Annotated in this window: 22 protein-coding genes and 1 pseudogene; 18 read left to right on the top strand and 5 right to left on the bottom strand. The window is 66.5% G+C overall.

The window, feature by feature from the left end:
* Positions 1-255 precede the first annotated feature (255 nt).
* The 3 genes from U4Z31_RS11615 to U4Z31_RS11625 all read left to right on the top strand — a co-directional run bounded on the left by U4Z31_RS11615 (position 256) and on the right by U4Z31_RS11625 (position 1938).
* On the top strand, positions 256-627 hold the full coding sequence (locus U4Z31_RS11615) for a CidA/LrgA family protein (RefSeq protein WP_044847703.1): 372 nt from the start codon (positions 256-258) through the stop codon (positions 625-627).
* A complete protein-coding gene (locus U4Z31_RS11620; RefSeq protein WP_321810410.1) occupies positions 624-1358 on the top strand; it encodes an LrgB family protein in 735 nt (244 codons plus the stop codon). The genes U4Z31_RS11615 and U4Z31_RS11620 overlap by 4 nt, the downstream gene beginning before the upstream one ends.
* A 244-nt stretch (positions 1359-1602) precedes the next feature.
* Positions 1603-1938 carry a hypothetical protein gene (locus U4Z31_RS11625; protein WP_044847701.1) on the top strand — a complete coding sequence of 112 codons (336 nt, stop codon included), beginning with the start codon at positions 1603-1605 and terminating at the stop codon, positions 1936-1938.
* 174 nt (positions 1939-2112) lie between these two features.
* Here U4Z31_RS11625 and wrbA read toward each other — a convergent pair whose 3' ends face one another.
* The gene (gene wrbA, locus U4Z31_RS11630; RefSeq protein WP_124646406.1) at positions 2113-2715 is read right to left on the bottom strand and encodes an NAD(P)H:quinone oxidoreductase; all 603 of its coding nucleotides are present in this window, start codon (positions 2713-2715) and stop codon (positions 2113-2115) included.
* 61 nt (positions 2716-2776) lie between these two features.
* Positions 2777-3502, bottom strand: a complete 726-nt coding sequence (locus U4Z31_RS11635; RefSeq protein WP_044847699.1) for a pirin family protein — start codon at positions 3500-3502, stop codon at positions 2777-2779.
* 126 nt (positions 3503-3628) lie between these two features.
* On the opposite strand from U4Z31_RS11635, the gene U4Z31_RS11640 reads away from it, so the two are divergent.
* The 3 genes from U4Z31_RS11640 (at position 3629) to U4Z31_RS11650 (ending at position 7065) form a co-directional block, all read left to right on the top strand.
* Positions 3629-4546: a LysR family transcriptional regulator gene (locus U4Z31_RS11640; RefSeq protein ID WP_321802449.1), complete on the top strand. Its 918-nt coding sequence runs from the start codon at positions 3629-3631 to the stop codon at positions 4544-4546.
* A 103-nt stretch (positions 4547-4649) separates the two neighbouring features.
* Positions 4650-5771 carry a Fic family protein gene (locus U4Z31_RS11645; RefSeq protein ID WP_321810411.1) on the top strand — a complete coding sequence of 374 codons (1122 nt, stop codon included), beginning with the start codon at positions 4650-4652 and terminating at the stop codon, positions 5769-5771.
* Between the two features lie 310 nt (positions 5772-6081).
* Positions 6082-7065, top strand: a complete 984-nt coding sequence (locus tag U4Z31_RS11650) for a lysozyme inhibitor LprI family protein (protein ID WP_321810412.1) — start codon at positions 6082-6084, stop codon at positions 7063-7065.
* A 232-nt stretch (positions 7066-7297) separates the two neighbouring features.
* On the opposite strand, the gene U4Z31_RS11655 is transcribed toward U4Z31_RS11650, so the two are convergent.
* On the bottom strand, positions 7298-8566 hold the full coding sequence (locus tag U4Z31_RS11655) for an alginate lyase family protein (protein WP_321810413.1): 1269 nt from the start codon (positions 8564-8566) through the stop codon (positions 7298-7300).
* A gap of 343 nt (positions 8567-8909) precedes the next feature.
* On the opposite strand from U4Z31_RS11655, the gene U4Z31_RS11660 reads away from it, so the two are divergent.
* From U4Z31_RS11660 to U4Z31_RS11695, 8 genes are all read left to right on the top strand, one after another.
* The gene (locus U4Z31_RS11660; protein WP_321810414.1) at positions 8910-9920 is read left to right on the top strand and encodes an AraC family transcriptional regulator; all 1011 of its coding nucleotides are present in this window, start codon (positions 8910-8912) and stop codon (positions 9918-9920) included.
* 11 nt (positions 9921-9931) lie between these two features.
* Positions 9932-10606: an NAD(P)H-binding protein gene (locus U4Z31_RS11665; RefSeq protein ID WP_321810415.1), complete on the top strand. Its 675-nt coding sequence runs from the start codon at positions 9932-9934 to the stop codon at positions 10604-10606.
* 41 nt (positions 10607-10647) lie between these two features.
* Entirely contained in the window at positions 10648-10836 is a 189-nt protein-coding gene (locus tag U4Z31_RS11670; RefSeq protein ID WP_124646403.1) for a hypothetical protein, read from the top strand.
* 108 nt (positions 10837-10944) lie between these two features.
* A complete protein-coding gene (locus tag U4Z31_RS11675; RefSeq protein ID WP_044847693.1) occupies positions 10945-11562 on the top strand; it encodes an START domain-containing protein in 618 nt (205 codons plus the stop codon).
* Positions 11563-11673: 111 nt separating this feature from the next.
* On the top strand, positions 11674-12507 hold the full coding sequence (locus tag U4Z31_RS11680; RefSeq protein WP_044847692.1) for an oxidoreductase: 834 nt from the start codon (positions 11674-11676) through the stop codon (positions 12505-12507).
* Positions 12508-12548: 41 nt separating this feature from the next.
* Positions 12549-13397, top strand: a complete 849-nt coding sequence (locus U4Z31_RS11685) for an SDR family oxidoreductase (RefSeq protein WP_321810416.1) — start codon at positions 12549-12551, stop codon at positions 13395-13397.
* A 451-nt stretch (positions 13398-13848) separates the two neighbouring features.
* Positions 13849-14262, top strand: coding sequence for a DoxX family protein (locus U4Z31_RS11690; protein WP_044847690.1), 414 nt, complete (start codon positions 13849-13851; stop codon positions 14260-14262).
* A 161-nt stretch (positions 14263-14423) separates the two neighbouring features.
* Complete coding sequence (locus U4Z31_RS11695) at positions 14424-15368, top strand: SDR family oxidoreductase (RefSeq protein ID WP_321810417.1); 945 nt, start codon at positions 14424-14426, stop codon at positions 15366-15368.
* Between the two features lie 457 nt (positions 15369-15825).
* On the opposite strand, the gene U4Z31_RS11700 is transcribed toward U4Z31_RS11695, so the two are convergent.
* The gene (locus U4Z31_RS11700) at positions 15826-16440 is read right to left on the bottom strand and encodes a c-type cytochrome (RefSeq protein WP_321810418.1); all 615 of its coding nucleotides are present in this window, start codon (positions 16438-16440) and stop codon (positions 15826-15828) included.
* Between the two features lie 519 nt (positions 16441-16959).
* Between U4Z31_RS11700 and U4Z31_RS11705 the strand changes: the two genes are divergently transcribed.
* Positions 16960-17541: a hemerythrin domain-containing protein gene (locus U4Z31_RS11705; RefSeq protein WP_124521235.1), complete on the top strand. Its 582-nt coding sequence runs from the start codon at positions 16960-16962 to the stop codon at positions 17539-17541.
* Between the two features lie 70 nt (positions 17542-17611).
* Here the strand turns inward: U4Z31_RS11705 and U4Z31_RS11710 are convergent, their stop codons facing one another.
* Positions 17612-17983 (bottom strand): DUF3564 family protein, encoded by a 372-nt coding sequence (locus U4Z31_RS11710; RefSeq protein WP_044847687.1) that lies wholly within the window; start codon positions 17981-17983, stop codon positions 17612-17614.
* 189 nt (positions 17984-18172) lie between these two features.
* On the opposite strand from U4Z31_RS11710, the pseudogene U4Z31_RS37185 reads away from it, so the two are divergent.
* The 3 genes and pseudogenes from U4Z31_RS37185 to U4Z31_RS11720 form a co-directional block, all read left to right on the top strand.
* Positions 18173-18350: pseudogene (locus U4Z31_RS37185) on the top strand (RNA-directed DNA polymerase); the annotation flags it as partial.
* Between the two features lie 366 nt (positions 18351-18716).
* Positions 18717-19046, top strand: coding sequence for an H-NS family nucleoid-associated regulatory protein (locus U4Z31_RS11715; RefSeq protein WP_044847685.1), 330 nt, complete (start codon positions 18717-18719; stop codon positions 19044-19046).
* A 258-nt stretch (positions 19047-19304) separates the two neighbouring features.
* On the top strand, positions 19305-20552 hold the full coding sequence (locus tag U4Z31_RS11720) for an MFS transporter (protein WP_321810419.1): 1248 nt from the start codon (positions 19305-19307) through the stop codon (positions 20550-20552).
* Positions 20553-20564: the final 12 nt, after the last annotated feature.

The raw sequence follows: 20564 nt of genomic DNA on the forward strand, positions 1-20564 counted from the left end.
CGGGTTCGGATGCGAACGGCGGAGCGGCGGGCTTAGGTCCGCCGCTTTCGCATGGGGAGCGGGGCGGCAGGGCCGTCGAAACGCGACCCCGGCGGCCGGATCGAAGCGGCTCAGTGCCGATCCCGATCGCGTGATGGCCCGCGGTGCCCGCCGCGCCCATTGTTGGTACGATCGCGCGTATCGTCCACGCCGGCGTCGCATGCCGCCGGCCCATCGGCTGCACGGTCACGCGGCCACGTTCGGGAGAAGCGCTTCATGCTGCAGGCGTTCGCGGTCTTGCTGACCTTCCAGTGTCTCGGGGAAGGGGTGTCCTACCTGTTCGGCCTGCCGGTGCCGGGCCCCGTGATCGGCATGCTGCTGCTGTTCGGTTTCGTGATGCTGCGCCCGCGGGTGGCCGACGCGATCGAGCCGACCGCGCTCGAGCTGCTGCGCCATCTGTCGCTGCTGTTCGTGCCGGCCGGCGTCGGCATCATGGTGTCGGCCGACCGCGTGCGCGGCGATGCGCTGGCGGTCGTCGTCGCGCTGGCGGTGAGCACGTCGCTCGCGATCGCCGTGACGGCGCTCGTCACGCGCGCGTTGCTGCGGCGCCAGCGGCGCGCGGACGGCGCGGCGGAGGGCACGCAATGACGGCCTTCCCGAAACTCGGCGCGATCTGGGTCTACCTCGCCGCGACCCCGCTGCTCGGCCTGACGATCACGCTGATCGCGTACCTGATTGCGCAGGCCATCTATGCGCGGACGCGCTTCAACCCGCTCGCGAACCCGGTGCTGATCGCGGTCGCGCTGATCGTCGTGCTGCTGACGATCACGCACACGCCGTATCCGACGTATTTCGAGGGCGCGCAGTTCGTTCACTTCCTGCTCGGCCCGGCGACCGTCGCGCTGGCGCTGCCGCTGTACCGCCAGTGGTCGAAGCTGCGGCGCGCCGCGGTGCCGCTGCTCGTCGGGCTGCTGGCGGGCTCGCTGACGGCGATCGTGTCGGCGGTCGGCATCGCCGCGCTGTTCGGCGCGTCGCACCAGACGATCGCGTCGCTCGCACCGAAATCCGCGACCACGCCGATCGCGATGGCCGTCGCGCAGGAAATCGGCGGGATTCCGTCGCTGACCGCCGTGCTGGTGATCTCGACCGGCATCTTCGGCGCCGTGTGCGCCCGCGCGATCCTGAACGCGTTGCGCATCGACGAGCCGGCCGTGCGCGGTTTCGCGCTCGGCGTCGCGTCGCACGGGATCGGCACCGCGCGCGCATTCCAGGTCAGCGAGGAGGCCGGCGCGTTCGCGGGCCTCGGGATGGGGCTGAACGGCGTGCTGACCGCATTCGTCGTGCCGATCCTGCTGCCGGTGCTGTCGCGCTGGATCTGAGCGGTGCAGGGCAGCGGCGGCGCGCGATGCTATCGGTTTCCCTGATGGCCGCGCACTCGGCGCCGGCCCGCCGGGCGCCTGCCGCGGATGTATCGTGGCCGTTATCGGGAGAATTCAGGAACCGGCACGGACATTTGCGCAGCGATCGGCTAACGTTGCATCGGCGCCGTGGCGGCACGCCGACGTCCGTCGCGTGCGGGCCGGCGTTCGACCCACATCCAACAATCGACAAGGAGAACCGGTCATGACGAAGTCTCGCGTGGTTTCGGTGGCAGTGGCAGTAACGGCGTCGTTCGGTCTGCTGTTGACCGCGGCGCCGGCGGCATATGCGCAGGATCCGGCGTCCGCGCCTATTGAGAATCCGGCATCCGCACCGACGCAGAAGCAACTCGACAAGGCGCAGAAGAAAGCTGCCCGCAAGGCAGCGCGCGCGCGTCACGCGAAGGACCTGAAGGCGATCGGCACGGGCACCGGCTACCGGCTCACCAACGACCAGAGCAACTATCCGCAGAACGCGGTGGAGAAGGCGCCCGCGACGAAGGCGGCGCCGGCGCCGGCCGCGCCTGCATCGGGCCAGTAACGGCCGCAAACGGCTGCAAACGGCCGCAGGCGGCCGGCAAGGGCCGACGTTGGTTCAATGAAAAACGGCGCCGGGTTCGACCGGCGCCGTTCGCTCGTGTGTGTGCCGCGCAAGCGCCACGCGCCGCGGCCTCGGGGCCTCGGGGCTTCCCGGCACGCGCGGCATTCGTTCGCGTTACGACGCGAGCTTCGCGGCGAGTTCCGCGACGTGCTTGCCCTGGTAGCGGGCGATGTCGAGTTCGTTCGCGCTCGGCTGGCGGCTGCCGTCTGCGCCCGCGAGCGTGGTCGCGCCGTACGGCGTGCCGCCCGTGATCTCGTTCATGTTGACGAGCCCGCTGCATGCATAGGGCACGCCGACGATCACCATCCCGTGGTGCAGCAGCGTCGTGTGGAACGACGTGATGGTGGTTTCCTGGCCGCCGTGCTGCGTGCCGGTCGACGCGAACACGCTGCCGATCTTGCCGACGAGCGAGCCCTTCATCCACAGGCCGCCGGTCTGGTCGAGGAACGTGCGCATCTGGCCGGCCATGTTGCCGAAGCGGGTCGGCGTGCCGAAGATGATCGCGTCGTAGCCCGCGAGTTCGTCCACGGTGGCGACGGGGGCGGCCTGGTCGACCTTGACGCCGATCGCCTTCGCCTGGTCGGCGGGAATGGTTTCCGGCACGCGCTTGAGCGTGACCTCGACGCCGGGCACCGATTGCGCGCCCTCCGCGACGTGCTGCGCCATCGTTTCGACGTGCCCGTAGGACGAGTAGTAAAGAACGAGTACCTTGGCCATGTTGCGAATCTCCGATTAAGAAGGCCCCGCCTTCAGCGGGGCCCGAGGTTCCAAGCGGGCGTCATGCCCACTCGGCCGTCACTTCGACCGGACGCAGGTCGAATACCAGCACTTCGGCATCCTTGCCGTCGGCGAACGTCAGCGCCTGTTCGTCGCGGATGCGCGCGCCGTCGCCTTCGCCGAGCGTCACACCGTTGACCGTCACGCTGCCGCGTGCGACATGCACGTAGGCGAAGCGGCCCGGTGCCAGTTCGAGCGTGGCGCGCTCGTCGCCGTCGAACAGGCCCGCGTAGATCCGCGTGTCCTGACGGATCTTCAGCGAACCGCCGTTGCCGTCGGGCGACACGATCGGCGTGAGCTTGCCGCGCTTGTCGGCTTCCGCGATGTTCGTCTGCTGATAGCGCGGCTCGGCACCCTTCTCGGACGGTCCGACCCAGATCTGCAGGAAGTGGACGGGCGTCTCGTGCGAGTGGTTGAACTCGCTGTGACGCACGCCGGTACCCGCGCTCATCAACTGGACGTCGCCCGGCACGATCACCGACCCGGTGCCCATCGAATCCTTGTGCTCCAGCGCACCGTCGAGCACGTACGACAGGATTTCCATGTCGCGGTGCGGGTGCGTGCCGAAGCCGCGGCCCGGCGCGACGCGGTCGTCGTTGATCACCAGCAAGTCGGAGAAGCCGACTTGCTTAGGATCGTAGTAGTTCGCGAAAGAAAACGTGTGACGGGAGCTGAGCCAGCCATGCTCGGCACGGCCACGTTGGTTTGCTGCACGAGTCTCGATCATGATTTTTCCTGGATGTCGCCGGACCTCGGAAGTGGGCCCGGCCGTTCGTTGAGATGAATCTTAGGTCAATCTATTTGACAAATAAATGGCCGTGGAGATAATGACTGTCGCTATGGAGTGGACAATATGGAACTCAACGACCTGAGGATCTTCGTCGCGACCGTCGATGCGGGCAGCTTCACGGCGGCGGCCGACCAGCTGATGCTGTCCAAGCAGTTCGTGAGCCGGCGCACGATGGCGCTCGAGGCGTCGCTCGGCGTGCGTCTGCTGCATCGCAACACGCGCAATCTCGCGGTCACGGAATCGGGGCAGGAGTTCTATGCGCGCGCGCAGCGGATCCTCGCCGAGGTCGCCGACGCCGAGCAGGCGATGTCGGTGCGCAGCACCGAGCTGCACGGCTCGCTGAAGATCAGCGCGCCGCTGTCGTTCGGGATCACGCACGTGTCGCCGCTGATCGCGGAATTCCTGTCCGCGCATCCGGCCGTGCGGCTGAACGTCGACCTGACCGATCGGCGGGTCGACCTGATCGGCGAGGGCTTCGATCTCGTGCTGCGGATCGGCACGCTCGAGGATTCGACGCTGATCGCGCGAGCGCTCGGCGCGTGGCAGATGATCGCGTGCGCGAGCCCCGCTTACCTGAAGCGGCACGGCGCGCCCGCGACGCCGGCCGACCTCGCCGGCCATACGTGCCTGATGTACGGGCGCGAGCGGCGCGTCGGCTGGGAATTCCGGGTCGACGGGATGGCGCGCACCTTCGACGTGCAGGGGCCGCTCGTCGCGAACAACGGCGAAGTCGTGCGCGACGCGGCGATCGCGGGGCTCGGCATCGCGCTGCTGCCGCATTTCATCGTCGGCGCGGCACTCGACAGCGGCGCGCTGGTGCCGGTGCTCGACGCATACGCGCCGCCGCCGATCACGCTGAACGCGGTGTTTCCGCAGCACCGGGAAGGGTTCGTCACGCTGCGGACGTTCATCGGGTTTCTGGCCGAGCGGCTGGGGAAGGCCGTGCCGGCGGCGAACGGCGGCGCGGACCGGCGGCGGTAGAGGCGCGGGCGTGCGGCGCGTGCGGTGAATCGAAGCATAATCTCCGCAGGAGTTACGGAGATTGTTGAGTCATGCGGTGAATCGGTGGGATAATCTCCGCATCATGAGCGGAGATTACACCTTCATCTGGCAGTCGTCCGACTGGCCCGCCTGGCGCTTCGACCTCCCGGCACTCGCGACGTTACTGGTCGATGTCAGCCGTGCGCAAGGTGCGCTGGGCGGGAGACTGGCGGATGTCGGCCTTGCACTGCGCGACGAGGCCAGCCTGGCCGCATTGACGGAGGATGTCGTCAAGACCAGCGCCATCGAGGGCGACAACCTGAACGTCGCATCGGTCCGATCATCGATTGCGCGCCGGCTCGGCGTCGATATTGGGGCGCTGGCGCCGGTTGATCGCCATGTCGAGGGCGTGGTCGACATGGTGCTGGACGCGACGGCCCGTTCGGCGGAGGCGGTGACCGAAGCCCGGCTGCGCGGGTGGCATGCGGCGCTTTTTCCGACCGGCTATTCCGGGATGTCGCGGATCACCGTCGGCGCGTGGCGTACGGATGCGAGCGGGCCGATGCAGGTGGTGTCCGGGCCGATCGGCCGGCAACGCGTGCATTTCGAAGCGCCGCCTGCCGCGCGCCTGCCGAACGAGATCGAGCGCTTCCTGCGGTGGTTCAATGCGACGCCGGTCGAGCCCTTGCTGATCCGGGCCGGCCTGGCCCACCTGTGGTTCGTCACGCTCCACCCGTTCGACGACGGCAACGGCCGTATCGCACGCGCGCTCGGGGATCTGGTTCTGGCGCGCGCTGATCGGAGCCCGCAGCGCTTCTATAGCCTGTCGGCGCAAATCCAGCGCGAGCGCAATGCGTATTACGACGTGCTGGAGCGCACGCAGCGCGGTTCGCTGGACGTCACGGCATGGCTCGCGTGGTTTCTGGATGCGCTGGGTCGGGCCGTCGATCACGCGCACACGACGCTCGATGCGGTCCTGGTCAAGGCGCGCTTCTGGCAGCGATGTGCGGGCCTCGCGATGAACGAACGTCAGGTCAAGGTGATGAATCGCCTGCTCGATGGTTTCGAAGGGAAGCTGACGACCAGCAAGTGGGCCGCCCTCGCGAAGTGCTCGCAAGACACGGCGCTGCGCGATATCGAGCAGCTCGTCGCGCGCGGTGTGCTGCATCGCTCGTCGTCCGGTGGCCGGAGCACGAGTTACGAACTGGTGCCATTCGACGGCTGACGCCTGCTCGCGCTGCCGGCCTTCGCGCGTCGCCATCACGGCGCGAACAGGCAAGGCCGAGGCATCGTGCGCGTGATCGGTGTGGATGGCGCGCCCGGTTCGGGTTACGCTTCGGCGGGCGGGGCGAGTGCCGCATGCCGCGCCGGGCATTTTTACCTCGAACGTTGCGGGCATGGCGTTTCTACAGGCCCGCGAACCAGCGACGATCCAGGCCATGACAACCCAGAACCGATCGAGTGCTCGCGCCGGCGAGCGAGGGCAAGCTGCGCTTCGCGGCCGGCATGCGTGGAGCGTGACCCCGCGAGCCGCCATGATGTTGGCAATACTGACGATCGCGCCGATGGCCGCGCATGCGGCCGGCTTCGACTGCGCGAAAGCCGCTTCGCCGACCGAGAAGACGATCTGCGCGGACGCCGGGCTGTCGTCGCTCGACGGCCAGCTGGCGGCGGCGTGGAAGAAGACGCTCGCGAAAAGCGGCGATACCGCCGCGCTGAAGGCGGCGCAGTTGAAATGGCTCAAGCAGCGCGATCGCTGCGGCAACGATGCGTCGTGCCTCGGCGATCGCTATCGCGAGCGGCTCGCGAGCCTGAACGGCGCGCCGCTTGCGGCCGACCGCTGGCAACAGACGTGGTATCGCGACAGCGACAACCCGTCGTTCGGCGGCGTGCTGACGTTCACCGGCACGGCACCGCGTCTGCACTTCGAACTGAGTGGCAACAACGGCGCGAATACCGGCGGACTCGGCGGCGATATCGACCTGCACGGCGAGCGCGGCACGTTTCGCCAGGATCGATGCCGGCTCGATTTCAGCCGCAAGGGCGGCCGCGTGCAGGTCGCGCAGCAGGGCGGCGATGCCGATTGTGGCGCCGGTGCGGGCGTCGTGAATTCGGGCGAGTACGTGACGGCGTCGAAGGCGCAGGCGAGCCAGGCGGCTGACCTCGTGACGCTGAAGGTGCTGGCCGACGCGCACCAGAACGCGATCGCGCACACGCTGCTCGGCGCCGACTATCAGACGCTCGTCGATACGATCAACACCAGCGCGGACGAGCAGGATCTTGACGGCCTGAACGCCGACGTGAAGTCGTACTGGGTGCGCGGCATCGCGACGACGAACGCCGCGATCGTGATGCGCCGGGACACAGAATTGTGGATCGGGCTGCTCGTGTTCGATGCCCATGACAAGGTGCGCATGCGCTACTTCTCGAACGTGCCGGCGTGGAAAAAGACCGTGCCGAAGACCATTCGCGCCTGGCACGACAATCTCGACAAGACGCTGCCGATCGATTTGATGTGATCCGGCGGGCGGATGCGCCGTGCGTGACGAGGCCCTGGTCTTGGGCCAACGCGCTTCGCGATCGAGGGCCGGCCATCCTGGCGACTGTCTTCAAGCTCGGCCGTGATGCGAGCGGCATCCGGCAAGATGTCCGCACCGGAAGCGATCTACCTCGCTGTCTCGGGGTGGGGCAAATTCGGCGGCGAACCGTGGGTTCACGATTCGCTGATCGCTGATCGCCGACAGCTGCCCGTCATTCGAGCGTATACGTCAACGTGCCATATCCCAGTTGATCGAAGCCGCCGCTGTTGGGACCATAGTCGCCACCGCCGCCTTCCGGCGCGACCTTGCGGGCAAAGGCCTCGACGTCCGGCGCGGAGAGCCCTTTCAGCACGACGTAGTGGTTATAGACGAGTGCCCACACAGGGCGCTCGTTACCGCGCGAATTCAGCGAGATGACGGGCTGCGTGACATCGCTGTTCGTGTATTGCGTGTAAGGCACGTCCTTCCCGAGGTTGTATCGAGCGGCGTATTCCGCTGCGCGCAGGAACCGGTTGTCGTCATATCCGTAAAGATCGTCTCCCTGGCTCCAGGCCATCTGGCAGAACGCCCCGAGCAGCGCAATATCGAGCATGGCATGCCCCTGGTCGCGCCCGCTTTCCTGCAGCTGACCCAGCCCGTCCGGATACAACTTCCACACCACATGTTCGATCGAGCCGTTGCCGGCGCCATGCCTGAAATAGTCGACCGCTTCGGCGTAGATGTCGTGGCGATCGGTCAGGATCCCGATCGCCAGCATGGACGCCATGTTGGCGAGATCCCAGTTGGCCCAGTAGTGGTCGATCCTTGCGCCGTTGTGCCGAACCAGGAAGTCGTGGTTCATCGGATAGAACACGTCGAGCATCATCGACTGGAAGCGCCGGAAGTCGTCGGCGCGCCACAGGGGAGACGTGCGCAGGATTTCGCCCGCGTTCGCCAACTGGTAGCCGTAAATACCGGAAGCCAGGAACTTGTCGGAACTGCCGCCGATCGTCGTCAGCGTGCGCGACCACGCGTTCAGGACTCCTATCGCGTGTTGCGCGTAGGCGTCGTCGCCGGTGATCTTCCACCGAAGTGCCAGCGCGTAGGCCGCGGCGGCATCATTGAAGAGCGTCGCGTAATTTTCCGGGTGGTCGGGGTTTCGGCCGCGATAGATGGCCGGCTGCGGATTCGGCTTCCAGTCGAGCGAAGCATGCCGATTGGCAACCAGGCGTTGCCAGCCGTCGAACCACGGCTGCCGCCGCGCGGCGACGCTCTCGCGCATGCGCGTGAAATCGCGCTCCGTATGCAGCAGGCCGGGGTGCACAAAAGGCGCGCCGGCCATCCGGGCGCCGGGCACGGTCTTCAGCTGCGTGCCGGTGCGCGATCGAGATGAAACGGTCGCGTCGGCAGGGTGCTGCGCCACGGCGGCGCACGCGCCCAGCATCACCGCGCAAAGAACGGAAAGCGTGGCTGCTGTTCGCAAGGACGGACGAAATGCCATATGGCTCCGATGATGGTCGCGCGGTCTTGCCGAAAAGAACCGGCATGGATTCGAACCGGGACCGTCGCACGATGAACGGGCCGCCGGGAGAAAGCCGCGTTGCCGAGTATGAACGGTCATCGCGACGCGACGGTTGACAGTAAGCATGCCGTAAAGAATCGTTTGGATTCTTCGCATGCCTTGCGCCCGCCCGCTATCTCTTGTGCAACTGCCGCCCCCCCTCGAATGTCACATCCTGCGATCGATTTGGCGCGCATTGCATGTATCCGATCGCGGTTCAACAGCTAAGCTGTTACCGCACACCGGGCCCCGTCCGGCCATCATCGACTTTTGGTGCACACCCATGGCACGCAACCTCACTTTCTCTCTGGATATCGCATGGCGCACGCTGCTGAAGGACTTCGGCGTGCAGCCCGACCACGTGCTGCGCAGGGCGCGTCTGCCTGAAGACCTGTTTCATCGCGCAGATCGCGGGCTCGACACGGACGAGTACTTCCGCTTCTGGCGCGCGCTGGAGCTGGAAGCGAACGACCCCATGTTTCCGTTGCGCCTCGTCGAGATGGTCTCGGCCGAGGTATTCGATCCGCCGCTGTTCGCCGCCCTGTGCAGTGCCAACCTGATGCAGGCGGTGCAGCGCCTGGCCAAATACAAGCAACTTGTGGCGCCCATGAGGCTCGAGGTCGACGTGGATGAGGCCGGATCGCTGACGGTGTCGCCGCGCTGGTTGTCGGTGCAGACCGAGTTGCCCTATTCGCTGCAGGTGGCCGAGGTCGCGTTCTTCCTGCGGCTGGCTCGCCTGGCCACACGCGAGCCCGTGCAGGCATTGCGGGTGGCCCTGCCACAGCTTCCGCCCGCTAGCTGTGCGCCGCGCTACCAGCGCTTCTTCGGCGTGCCCGTTCAACGTGGCGAGCGTCCGGCCATTACCTTTGGCGCCGCCGATGCCCTGCGCCCGTTCCTGACCGTGAACGAAGGCATGTGGCGCGTGTTCGAGCCCGAACTGCGCCGTCGGCTCAGCGAACTGGACGCCACAGCCACGATGGCCGAGCGCGTGCGTGCGGTGCTGCTGGAGCTGCTGCCCGGCAACACGGCCACCATCGAGAAAGCCGCCGAGCGCCTGGGGCTGAGCAAGCGCACGCTACAGCGCCGCCTCGAAGACGAAGGGGAGAATTTCCGCTCGCTGGTGAACACCACCCGGGAAAGTCTTGCCCGCCACTACCTCGGGAGCACGACGATGACTGCCGGCGAAATCGCCTTCCTGCTCGGTTTCGAAGATCCCAACTCCTTTTACCGCGCCTTCCTGGAATGGACCGGGCAGACGCCGGATACCGCGCGCAATGCCATGCGCCTGAACTGAGAACGACACTCATGACCCTGCAAGAGAAACAACGCAAAGTGCTGCTGGCGGGTGCCACCGGACTCGTGGGCGGCCTGATGCTGAAGGCCCTGCTGGCCGACCGGACGGTCTCGGAGGTCCATGTGCTGAGCCGCCGCCCCCTGGCTGTGCGCGACCCCAGGCTCCAGGTCCACCAGGTGGATTTCGGCCGCTTGCCCACGCTGGCGCAGGTCGACGAGGTGTACCTGTCCATGGGCACCACGATCAAGGTGGCCGGCAGCAAGGAGGCCTTCCGAGCGGTGGACTTCGATGCCAACCTGGCCGTGGCGCAGGCCGCATTTGCGGCGGGCGCGCGGCGCGTGGGGCTGGTCAGCGCAGCAGGGGCGAATGCCCGGTCGTCCATGTTCTATACCCGCGTCAAGGGCGAACTGGAAGATGCGCTTAAGGCCATGCCCTTCACGGCGCTGGTCATCGCGCAACCTTCGCTGCTGCTGGACTACCGGGACGGCCTGGGCCAGGCCACGCGGTACGGCGAGATCATCGCGATCCCCGTCGCCAGACTGCTCGCGCCGATCCTCCCCGGCGCCTACAAGCCCGTACACGCCGAGGCCGTTGCCCAGGCGCTGGTACGAACCGTTCCCACGTCCCGGGGCGTGGTGGTCCTGCCTTCTGCCGAGCTGGTCCGGCTGGGCGCCGCGCAGAATTGAGCGAGATGGGAACGCGTTGGCTGCGCGCAGGCCTGCCTTTGATGCTGGCGATCGACGTGCTGATCGCTCCGCCGATCGCGCCCGCGGGCATGGACGATGCCGAGGGCCGGGAAACGGCACGGCGCCTGGGCTACGAGGCTGTCGTCGCGCAATTGCCTGCCATCCGGTCGGTCTTGCAGCGCCACGGCCTGGCAGCCCAGGTTGCACAGGCGCGAACGAAATCGCCCTGAGCCGCGTTCAGGCTGGCGCCGATCGCCATCCCTCTGGCGCGCGTGGCGAGTTCGCTGCGCAGCGTGGCAGTCTATGGTGAAGGCATCTTCACTCCATGAGGTTTCGCGATGATCGCCCGACGCAATCTTCTTTCCGCCGCCCTGCTGATTGGGCTGCTGGCCAGCCAGACGACCTTCGCGCAGGACGGCTGGTCGCTCGCCAGGCAGGCCGATGGCATCAGGGTCTACGTGCGCAACGTCGACGGATCGCCGCTGCGCGAATTCCGCGGCGAGGTGCAGATCCGGGCTACCCCCGATGACGTCGTCAAGGTGCTGCGTGACGCCGATGCCTACCGTCAATGGATGCCCGACGTGGCCGCTTCCGAACTGCTCAAGGCCACCGACACCGAGCAGTTCCATTACCTCGACAACAAGGCGCCCTGGCCGGTTTCCAACCGCGACGGCATCTACCACTTCACCTACACGAAGGCCGGCGACGGCGCGGTCACCGTGCGCGTGGAGGCGGTCCCCGACTACCTGCCGTTGCGCGAGGGCAAGGTGCGGATTCCGCAGGCCAAAGGTCAGTGGAAGCTGGTGCCCGACGCAGAGGGTGTGAAAGTCACCTATCAGATGCATGCATCCCCCGGCGGCGCCATTCCCGACTGGCTGGCCAACCGGACAGTGGTGGACACGCCCTACGGGACGCTCAAGGCACTGCGCAGCCGTGTGCAGGAGGCCGGCCGATGACCATCGCGCCTCGTGCGGCGGCGCGGATCGCAAGCCGTTTGGCGCATGACGCGAGGCAAGCGGCCTGCTTTTCCTGAAAAGCTAGCGGCAACTCAACAAACGAGGTGCGGCATGTCCACCACAGGAAAGAGAAAAACGGCTTTGGTCACCGGCGCATCGTCAGGCATGGGCAAGGCCATTGCCCAGCGCCTGATCAAGGACGGCTATCAGGTCTATGTCGCTGCGCGCAGTGTCGACAAGATGGACGACCTGGCGCGACTCGGCGCCGAGCCGCTGCGCATGGACCTCTCCAGGGACGACGAGATCGTCGATGGCGTCAAGTTCATCCTGTCCCGGACGGGCGGGGTGGACGTGCTGGTCAACAACGCGGGCTTCGGCCTGTATGGGCCGGTCGAGGAAATCGGCATCGACGAGGCGCGCTACCAGTTCGAGGTCAACCTGTTCGGCGCCGCGCGGCTCACGCAACTCCTGCTGCCGGCCATGCGGGCCAGGCGCTCGGGATACATCGTCAACATCACCTCGATGGGCGGCAAGATGTACAGCATCCTGGGGGCCTGGTACCACGCGACCAAACACGCACTGGAAGGCTGGTCGGACTGCCTGCGCCTGGAAGTGGCCGAGTTTGGCATCAAGGTCGTGATCGTCGAACCCGGCGTGATCGAGACGGGCTTCGGTGATGCCGCCACCGACAGCATCGTCAAGCGCTCGGCCAGCGGCCCGTATGGCCGGCTGGTGCAGATGGTGGCCAAGTCGATCAAGAACACCTACGGACACGGCACCGGTAGCGATCCGCGCGTGATCGCGGACGTGGTCTCCAAGGCCGTCTCCAGTCGCAAGCCGCGCACGCGCTATGCGGCCGGCAAGTTCGCCAAGATGCTGATCCGCATGCGCGTCTGGCTAGGCGACCGCATGTTCGACCGCATCATCCTCAGTCAGACGCGCTGACAGACCGTACGGCTTTTTTCCCCAACATGGAGGTATGCGATATGACATCGAAAGTCTGGTTCATCACGGGCGCCGCACGCGGATTCGGGCGCATCTGGGCAGAAGCCGCGCTGGCGCGCGGCGACAGGGTGGCTGCAACGGCCCGCAACGCGGGCTCACTGGACGTGCTTGCGGAGCGCCATGGCGACCGCGTACTTCCCTTGGCCCTGGACGTGACCGATGCGCAGCAGGTTGCGGACGCAGTCACGCAGGCGCACCAGCATTTCGGGCGACTCGACGTGGTGCTGAACAACGCCGGCTACGCGTTGGTCGGCGCCATCGAAGAAGCCACGGTCGACGACGTGAAAGCCGAATTCGAGACGAATTTCTTTGGCGCGCTGCGCGTCATCCAGGCGGCGCTGCCCGTCCTGCGCAGCCAGGGCAGCGGGCATATCCTGGGCGTCTCCAGCGTAGCGGGCATCGTGGCCGGTCCCATTTCCGGCCTCTACAACGCCTCCAAGTGGGCGCTGGAAGCCCTGCACGACAGCCTGGCGCAGGAAGTCGCCAACTTCGGCATCAAAGTGACGCTGATCGAGCCCGGTGCGTACGCGACCGACTTCGCGAGTCCCGCGTCCCTGAAGATCTCCGAGGGGCTGGAGGCCTACGCCGCGCTGCGTCAGCAAGCGTTCGCGCGGGGTGCGGCCATGGAATTCGGCGAACCGCAGGCCACGGCGCAGGCCGTGCTGCAGGTGGTCGATACGGACAAGCCGCCGTTGCGTCTGTTCCTGGGCACCGAGGGCATGCCCGTCGTGCGCGCGGCCTATGCGGCGCGACTGGCCGAGTGGGAGCAATGGGAGGCCGTATCGAATGCGGCCCAGGGCGTCTCGATCCGCCAGGCCATCGTTACCTGAGGTCATGCCGTGGCCGGTGCCATCGGCATGTCCGGCGGGTGCCGTTCGGCGTATTCGCGGGCCGAGGGGGCCTCGACGCTGCGCTGGCCGGCCCACCGCCGATCGCCGGCTGCCTTTGCATGGAAGGGAAAGCCGCGATAGCCCTTTCGTGTGAGATGCCCCGCCGGCCGCCTATGACGCGTTTGTTACGTGACAATTGTCCACTAAATCGAGACAGCCAATCTTGTTATGGCGGATTGATGATTTCCGGTGAGACAGTAGACTGCACCCGTGCTTCGCCAGAACCGTTCCGCAGCGCGCCACGACGGCGCGACCGGACGGATTCTTCGGCAGCGGGCCGGCCGGCCCGCGGTTCGATCGTGCGAGGCGGGTTCGTTGTCGATCCGTGAGTTCGCCGTTGCGGCGGACGTCGGCACCGAATGCGTCAAACCGTCAAATCAAGGTGATTGCTATGCGTTACGTTTCGCTGGAGTCGAAGAAGGACGAGCTGCTGCTGGCGGCTCGCGTGCTGCTGATGATCCTGTTCGTGCTGTTCGGCTGGCAGAAGCTGAACGGCTTCTCGGGCACGGTCGCGTACATGGCGTCGACGGGTGCGCCGTCGCCGGAGCTGTCGGCGGTGATCGCGGTGGCGGTCGAGCTGGTCGGCGGTGCGCTGATCGCGGTCGGCTTCTATACGCGTCCGCTCGCGCTGGTGTTCGCGGTCTATACGCTCGCGACCGCGTTGATCGGGCATCGCTACTGGGCGCTGCAGGGCATGGACCAGTACCTCGCGATGATCAACTTCTACAAGAACATCAGCATCATCGGCGGGCTGCTGTTGCTCGCGGTGAGCGGGCCGGGGCGGTATTCGTTCGACCGGAAGTAAGCGGGCGCGAGAATTCGTGCCGCACGACGGGCCCGGTGCGTGGAAGCGCACCGGGCCCGTGTTTCATCATCCGCCCGTCGTCGACGAGCGAGCGAAATCGACATCGGTTGCCGGTTCTCGTATAGATTGGGGCCCCTCATCCCCTTTCATCGTTGGCTACCGTGTCGCACCCGACCATCCTGCTCATCGGCGCGTCCGGCCTCCTCGGCCGTGCGGTTGCCGCATCGTTGTCCCGCGAAGCGTCGCTGACGCTCGTCGCAACCATCCGGAACCCGGACGCCGCGGGCGCGCGGCGCCTCGCGTTGCCGCCGGAAAACATCGTCCGACTCGACGTGCTCGATCAGCCGGCACTCGAGCGTCTGTTCGACACGCGCCGCCCGGCCGCCGTGATCATCTGCGCGGCCGAGCGCCGCCCGGACGTCTGCGAACGCGACCCCGCGGCCGCGCGCGCGATCAACGTCGACGCGCCGGCCCGCATCGGCGCGCTCGCCGCGCGCTACGGCGCGTGGACGCTCGGCATCTCCACCGACTACGTGTTCGACGGCAAGGCCGCGCCGTACCGCGAAGATGCCGTGCCGAACCCGCTGAACATCTACGGCCGCACCAAGCTGGAAGGCGAGGCCGCGTTGCTCGCCGCGTCGCCGCTTGCCTGCGTGCTGCGCCTGCCGTTGCTCTACGGCCCGATCGTCGACTGGCGCGAGTCGGCCGTCACGAGCCTCGTGCCGGCGATCGTCGCGTCCGCGCGAGCGGGCGCGGATGCGGTCGGCATGGACGCGTGGGCGATCCGCTATCCGACCTTCACGCCGGACGTGGCGGACGTGATCCGCGACCTGACGCTGCGCCAGCTCGCGGGCTCGCCGATCACGGGTATCCGTCATTGGTCGGGTGAGGAACCGATGACGAAGTACGACATCGCGCAACGGATCGCGGCCGCGCTCGGCATCGACGCCGCGCTCGCGCGGATCGACACGCCGGCCGATGCGACGCCGCGTCCGTACGACTGCCATCTGGATGCCGCGAGCGTGCGCGCACTCGGCATCGCGCATGCGACGCCGTTCGCGGCCGGGCTGCAAGCCGTGTTGCGCGACGGGCCGCCGCTGCCGTAAGCGCGGCGCGCCGCAATACCGCAACGTGTGGCAGCGGTCGGCGCCGGGGCGCGGCTGGACGTTACACTGCGCAACATTCCCGTTTGGCGGGAAGCGTCCGGGCCGCGAGGCGGCCCGTCCGGTTCGCCGATACCCTGGCGCATTCGAAAAATCACGCGAGCAAGCGAGAGCCGATCGTCGCGTGTCTTCGTATCGGATGCGATCGCGCGCGCGACCTCGTGCGTGCCCGTTTCCACCCGACTGCTTTCTGGCCGCGTTGCCGGACGAAGCGAAACGTTACGTCATCCATATCGATCTCGACACGTTCCATGCGCCGTGGCTCGGGACGAGCCCGGCTGAATCGGGGTTGATCGTGTCACCTGTCATCGTGGTTGCGTCCGCAACTGTGGGTTGCGGACGCAATCGTGGATCGATTCGGCAGTGCCGGCGACGTCCGGAGGATTTCGCGCTGACGACCCTACTGCGATTCGAGCCATGTGGCGACCGCATTGGCGTCGTCGGCATCCAGCGTATGAGCAACGGCTGTCATGACGGGGGAATTGGCACGTGTCTCGTTCTTGAAGAACTCGATCTGCCGAAGCAGATAGTTCACGTGTTGTCCGGCAAGCCGCGGGAACGCGCCGGCACCCTGGCCCTGCGGGCCATGGCACGACGCGCATGCCGGGGTCCCCCGGTGCGGTACGCCATGCTCGAAAATATCCTTCCCCCTGGCCATCAGCGCGGCGTTGCCTGCCTTGCCATGCACCGGTTCCTGATGCGAGTAATAGGCGGCAAGCGATGCAATCGTCGCATCGTCGAGCCGCGACGCAATACCCCACATATACTCGCGCGCATGCGTCTCGCCCCGCGTGTGCTCGCGGAAGCCCTTGAGCTGCACAGTGAGATATTCCGGTGTCTGAGCGCTTAGGCGCGGGAACATGGGTGATTCGCTGTGTCCCTGTGCACCGTGGCAAGTGGCACAGACCTGACGAGCCAGTTGCTCCCCGTCCTCGGCGCGTGCGTGCGACGGGACGCTGCCGATCGCGATGACGATCGGTAGCAGTGACATTGGCAAGAAAAACATCTTGTTCATCTTTCTTTGCTTCCAGTCGAACCGCGGTACAGCCAAAAAGCCGGTATCGGTCGCTTGCGTTGGTATCGATGTCTTCCCTGGCGAGCTCATGCTTGCGTAGCGATACTAAATACAGTGTGAGAGCGCCGGAGACGGATATCTTGACTGAAGTCAAATACGAGTGTATTTCGCCGCTCGCCGCGGCTGTTTCGCCGGTCCATCGCTGTCGTCCGTCTTTCACACGATCGCGCTGACGGCAGAGCGCATCCGGACCTCGAAAACCAGGTGCCGGATCGATGACAAGCACGAGCGATTCAGTCGGCAGGGCGCTTGTTCGAATCGGCCGACGCATGCCGACTTCGCGCGTTGCCGGGCCGGCACACTCTTTGATCTCCCTCAAAGCCGTCGCGTCGGCACACTTTGATGTCGAGCCGCAGCCGACCAAGATGGAAATTGTGGGCACTGGCTGACGGGCTCGCCGAGCAAGCGAGTCGATCGAGCGATCGCCAGTGCATTCCGCCTGTTTCCGTGAGGTCTGGTATGTCGTCGTTGGGGCCACGGGCCGCGATCACCGTCATCCTCCGTGAGCACGAGCGGCTGTCTGCCGTCGTCGAGGGCATGCGGCGCTATGTCCATCTGCTTGCGGCTGGCAAGCCCGTTCCGGGTCTCATGGTGTTCCGGGCGATGCTCTATTACATTCGAGAGTACCCCGAGCAGATACATCATCCGAAAGAGGAGCGCTACCTGTTTGCACCATTGCGGGATGTGGCTTCCGAATTCGACGGCGTGATCGACGAACTGGAGACTCAGCACGCGCGAGGTGACGGGATGTTGACCAATCTCGAACACGCGCTGACCCGGTACGAGTTGAAGGGGGCGCCCGCATTAGCGGCACTGGTGGCGCTGGTGGATGAATATGCCGAGTTCTATTCGGATCACCGGTTTACCGAGGAGACGCTGATTTTGCCGGCCGCGAGACGTTTGCTGTCAAACGAGGACTGGGCGGAACTTGACCTCGCCTTCGGAGCCAATCGCGATCCATTCGACGGGGTCAAGCTCGAAGCCGATCTCGGCAAGCTGTTCTCGATGATCGTCAACGCGATTCCGGAAACGGAAGATTAGCGGTTCGCGCGTCAGTCTCGGCCGAGGCTCTCGACCGAGCCAGGATGCCGGCTCCGTGTGTGCGACGCGCTCAGCGTGCGTCGTCTGCAAACAGCCGGTGCTCGGGTTCGGCCTGCTCGGTATCGAGACATTGCACGCGCCAGCGACCGGCATCCGGCGCGTGATGGGCATGCGGGTACCAGCGTGCCATGCCGGATGCGCCGACACTTGGCGCTTTGGCATTGCCGGACGCGAAGCCGTCAAGGACGATGAGCGGACGGCTGGCGTCGGGCACGGCAAGCCGGATGCCGTCGCCGGTCCGGGCAAGCGTCCCCCATGAGGGCATTGCCATCGCGTAGTGGCCTTCACACGACCACTTTTGCTCGTCGAAATCAAGCCAGACGATCGCATACGCCGACGGGCCGGCATGCGCGAACGTGTCGAGATGAACGGTGATGCGCATGGTGGATTCCTGTGATGAGTGACTGCGACATCCGGTGAGAGGGCATGGGTCCAGTCTAGGTTTGGCCGTGCGCCCGGCCTTGACGCACGTCAACCGGTCAAGCGGCATGACGGCCATCGACGATCGCTGGCTCGACGACTTCCGTCGTGGTTTTCTCGTAACGCTGACGACAAGCGTCGCGGGGGCTGCCGCCTGATCCTGACCAACTGGATCCGCCGCGGGCCGGCGTCGCGGAACCCGCGCCGCGCATCCGGATTTCCGCGGACATCTGGCCGGACGCGTCGGCCATGCAAGCGCGCTGAACGCCGCGCGCGGTCCGAAGCTGCATGCGCGGATCGCGCGGGACGGGTGCCGCTTCGGCACGTGAAACGCCGCGCCGGCGTCGAGGCTCGCGGGCCAAGGCCGGCGAGTGTGCGCCGGACCGCAAAAGTCCTCGAACATGACGGATGCGCACTGCTATCATTCGCGCCATGCCGCGCCTGTGCCAGGGTGCGGCGCCAGGCGGCGAGGAGGTCGCCGCCGAAGGCTCGCCGCGCGTTCGAACGCGGCGCGCCAGGTGTTGCGTGCCGATGTCATGCGGTTTTCGACGATGGTGTTGCGTTCGGCACACTTCGAAACCCTTACAGATGCCGGCAAACGATTCACACATCGCAACACAGATTGGCGGAACTTCGTGATAGGTTCTGCCATCGGAGGTTTTTTGAATAAAAACATGCCCAAAGAGGATGAATACATGACCCAGGCTCTGCAGGAACTCGAAGCACAACTTCGGGACCTGAACATCAAGCTGTCGGAAGCCAAGCAGAAGGAGAAGCAAGCCGCACTGGCGGCATTCAGGGAGCAGGTCCAGCTGTTGGGCATCTCGCAGCAGGAAGTGCTGAGCGCCCTCGGCTACATCGTCCAGCGAAAACGCAAGGCGCCTGCCAAGTATTACGATCCGACGACCGGCCGCTCGTGGTCGGGCCGCGGCCCGCGACCCAAATGGCTCGAAGGCCGGGATCTCGATACGCTGCTCGTCGACCGCGAGGCCAAAACCTGGTGGCCCGGGGACGATCAGGGCTGAGTCAGCACCGCGCCGGCACCGCGCCGGTGCCGTTCGACCCGCGCCGGCCTCACCACTCCCGCTTCATCCCGTTCTTTCGGTGTCCCGGCCTGACTGCGGGATCACCGGCTTCAACATCTTTCAAATTTATTACCGCCGCTGCCCGCTTCCGTTCCCGGAAGCGGGCAGCGCGGCGCTTTCTGCGTGCGCCCGTGCACGGGCCCGTCATGCGCGGGAACAGGCTTTAGAATGTCGCCCGGACATTTCCGGCGGGACACCATGGCAGCAAACATGAAATCTTCGGCGCTCGACGATCCGGCGGCGCCGCGCGGCGGGCAGGTCGGGGCGTACGCGTGGAAGGCGCTGGCCGGCTCGGCGATCGGCTACGCGATGGACGGCTTCGACCTGCTGATCCTCGGCTTCATGCTGCCGGCGATCACCGCGGCTTTGCAGCTGACGCCCGGGCAGGGCGGCGCGCTCGTCACGTGGACGCTGATCGGCGCCGTCGCGGGCGGCATTTTGTTCGGTGCCCTGAGCGACCGCTACGGCCGTGTGCGCGTGCTGACCTGGACGATCATGCTGTTCGCGGTCTTCACCGGCCTGTGCGCGTTCGCGCAGGGCTTCCGGGACCTGCTCGTGTATCGCACCATCGCGGGCATCGGCCTCGGCGGCGAATTCGGCATCGGCATGGCGCTCGCGGCCGAAGCGTGGCCGGCGAGCAAGCGGGCGCGCGTGTCGTGCTACGTCGCGCTCGGCTGGCAGGCCGGCGTGCTGCTGGCCGCGCTGCTGACGCCGCTGTTGCTGCTCCATATCGGCTGGCGCGGGATGTTCGTGGTCGGCGTGTTGCCCGCACTGCTCGCATGGGTGCTGCGCAACCGGCTGCACGAGCCGGAAGTCTTCGTGCGGCGCGCGACGCAGCCGCGGGCCAACGCGTTCCGGATGCTCGTCGCCGACGCGCGCACCGCGCGCACGAGCCTCGGCATCGTGATCCTGTGCTCGGTCCAGAACTTCGGCTACTACGGGATCATGATCTGGCTGCCGACCTTCCTGTCGAAACAGATGGGCTTCTCGCTGACGAAGTCGGGGCTGTGGACCGCGGCGACCGTCGTCGGGATGATGATCGGCGTCTGGACCTTCGGGCAGCTCGCCGATCGCATCGGCCGCAAGCCGACGTTCTTGCTGTACCAGCTCGGCTCGGTCGTGACGGTCATCGCCTACGCGCGCCTGTCGGACCCGACGGCGATGCTGTGGGCCGGCGCGCTGATGGGGATGTTCGTCAACGGGATGGTCGGCGGCTACGGCACGCTGATGTCCGAAGGTTATCCGACCGCCGCGCGCGCGACTGCGCAGAACGTGTTGTGGAATATCGGCCGTGCGGTCGGCGGCTTCGGGCCGGTGGCGGTCGGCGCGCTGGCCGCGCGCTACTCGTTCCAGACGGCGATCGCGCTGCTCGCCGGCCTCTACGTGCTCGACATGGTCGCGACGCTGTTCCTGATCCCCGAGCTCAAGGGCGTCGAACTCGAATGACGATGCGCGATG

The sequence above is a fragment of the Burkholderia sp. BCC1985 genome (genome assembly GCF_905339915.1).
Lineage (GTDB): Bacteria > Pseudomonadota > Gammaproteobacteria > Burkholderiales > Burkholderiaceae > Burkholderia.

Excerpts from the sequence above, each read along its gene's own strand:
- U4Z31_RS11650 (WP_321810412.1), top strand. The coding sequence starts at position 6,082 with ATGATGTTGGCAATACTGACGATCGCGCCGATGGCCGCGCATGCGGCC.
- U4Z31_RS11645 (WP_321810411.1), top strand. The coding sequence starts at position 4,650 with ATGAGCGGAGATTACACCTTCATCTGGCAGTCGTCCGACTGGCCCGCC.
- U4Z31_RS11640 (WP_321802449.1), top strand. The coding sequence starts at position 3,629 with ATGGAACTCAACGACCTGAGGATCTTCGTCGCGACCGTCGATGCGGGC.
- U4Z31_RS11680 (WP_044847692.1), top strand. The coding sequence starts at position 11,674 with ATGTCCACCACAGGAAAGAGAAAAACGGCTTTGGTCACCGGCGCATCG.
- U4Z31_RS11675 (WP_044847693.1), top strand. The coding sequence starts at position 10,945 with ATGATCGCCCGACGCAATCTTCTTTCCGCCGCCCTGCTGATTGGGCTG.
- U4Z31_RS11690 (WP_044847690.1), top strand. The coding sequence starts at position 13,849 with ATGCGTTACGTTTCGCTGGAGTCGAAGAAGGACGAGCTGCTGCTGGCG.
- U4Z31_RS11625 (WP_044847701.1), top strand. The coding sequence starts at position 1,603 with ATGACGAAGTCTCGCGTGGTTTCGGTGGCAGTGGCAGTAACGGCGTCG.
- U4Z31_RS11615 (WP_044847703.1), top strand. The coding sequence starts at position 256 with ATGCTGCAGGCGTTCGCGGTCTTGCTGACCTTCCAGTGTCTCGGGGAA.
- U4Z31_RS11660 (WP_321810414.1), top strand. The coding sequence starts at position 8,910 with ATGGCACGCAACCTCACTTTCTCTCTGGATATCGCATGGCGCACGCTG.
- U4Z31_RS11710 (WP_044847687.1), bottom strand. The coding sequence starts at position 17,983 with ATGCGCATCACCGTTCATCTCGACACGTTCGCGCATGCCGGCCCGTCG.
- U4Z31_RS11635 (WP_044847699.1), bottom strand. The coding sequence starts at position 3,502 with ATGATCGAGACTCGTGCAGCAAACCAACGTGGCCGTGCCGAGCATGGC.
- wrbA (WP_124646406.1), bottom strand. The coding sequence starts at position 2,715 with ATGGCCAAGGTACTCGTTCTTTACTACTCGTCCTACGGGCACGTCGAA.
- U4Z31_RS11655 (WP_321810413.1), bottom strand. The coding sequence starts at position 8,566 with ATGGCATTTCGTCCGTCCTTGCGAACAGCAGCCACGCTTTCCGTTCTT.
- U4Z31_RS11715 (WP_044847685.1), top strand. The coding sequence starts at position 18,717 with ATGACCCAGGCTCTGCAGGAACTCGAAGCACAACTTCGGGACCTGAAC.
- U4Z31_RS11665 (WP_321810415.1), top strand. The coding sequence starts at position 9,932 with ATGACCCTGCAAGAGAAACAACGCAAAGTGCTGCTGGCGGGTGCCACC.
- U4Z31_RS11700 (WP_321810418.1), bottom strand. The coding sequence starts at position 16,440 with ATGAACAAGATGTTTTTCTTGCCAATGTCACTGCTACCGATCGTCATC.
- U4Z31_RS11685 (WP_321810416.1), top strand. The coding sequence starts at position 12,549 with ATGACATCGAAAGTCTGGTTCATCACGGGCGCCGCACGCGGATTCGGG.
- U4Z31_RS11705 (WP_124521235.1), top strand. The coding sequence starts at position 16,960 with ATGTCGTCGTTGGGGCCACGGGCCGCGATCACCGTCATCCTCCGTGAG.
- U4Z31_RS11720 (WP_321810419.1), top strand. The coding sequence starts at position 19,305 with ATGGCAGCAAACATGAAATCTTCGGCGCTCGACGATCCGGCGGCGCCG.
- U4Z31_RS11670 (WP_124646403.1), top strand. The coding sequence starts at position 10,648 with ATGCTGGCGATCGACGTGCTGATCGCTCCGCCGATCGCGCCCGCGGGC.
- U4Z31_RS11620 (WP_321810410.1), top strand. The coding sequence starts at position 624 with ATGACGGCCTTCCCGAAACTCGGCGCGATCTGGGTCTACCTCGCCGCG.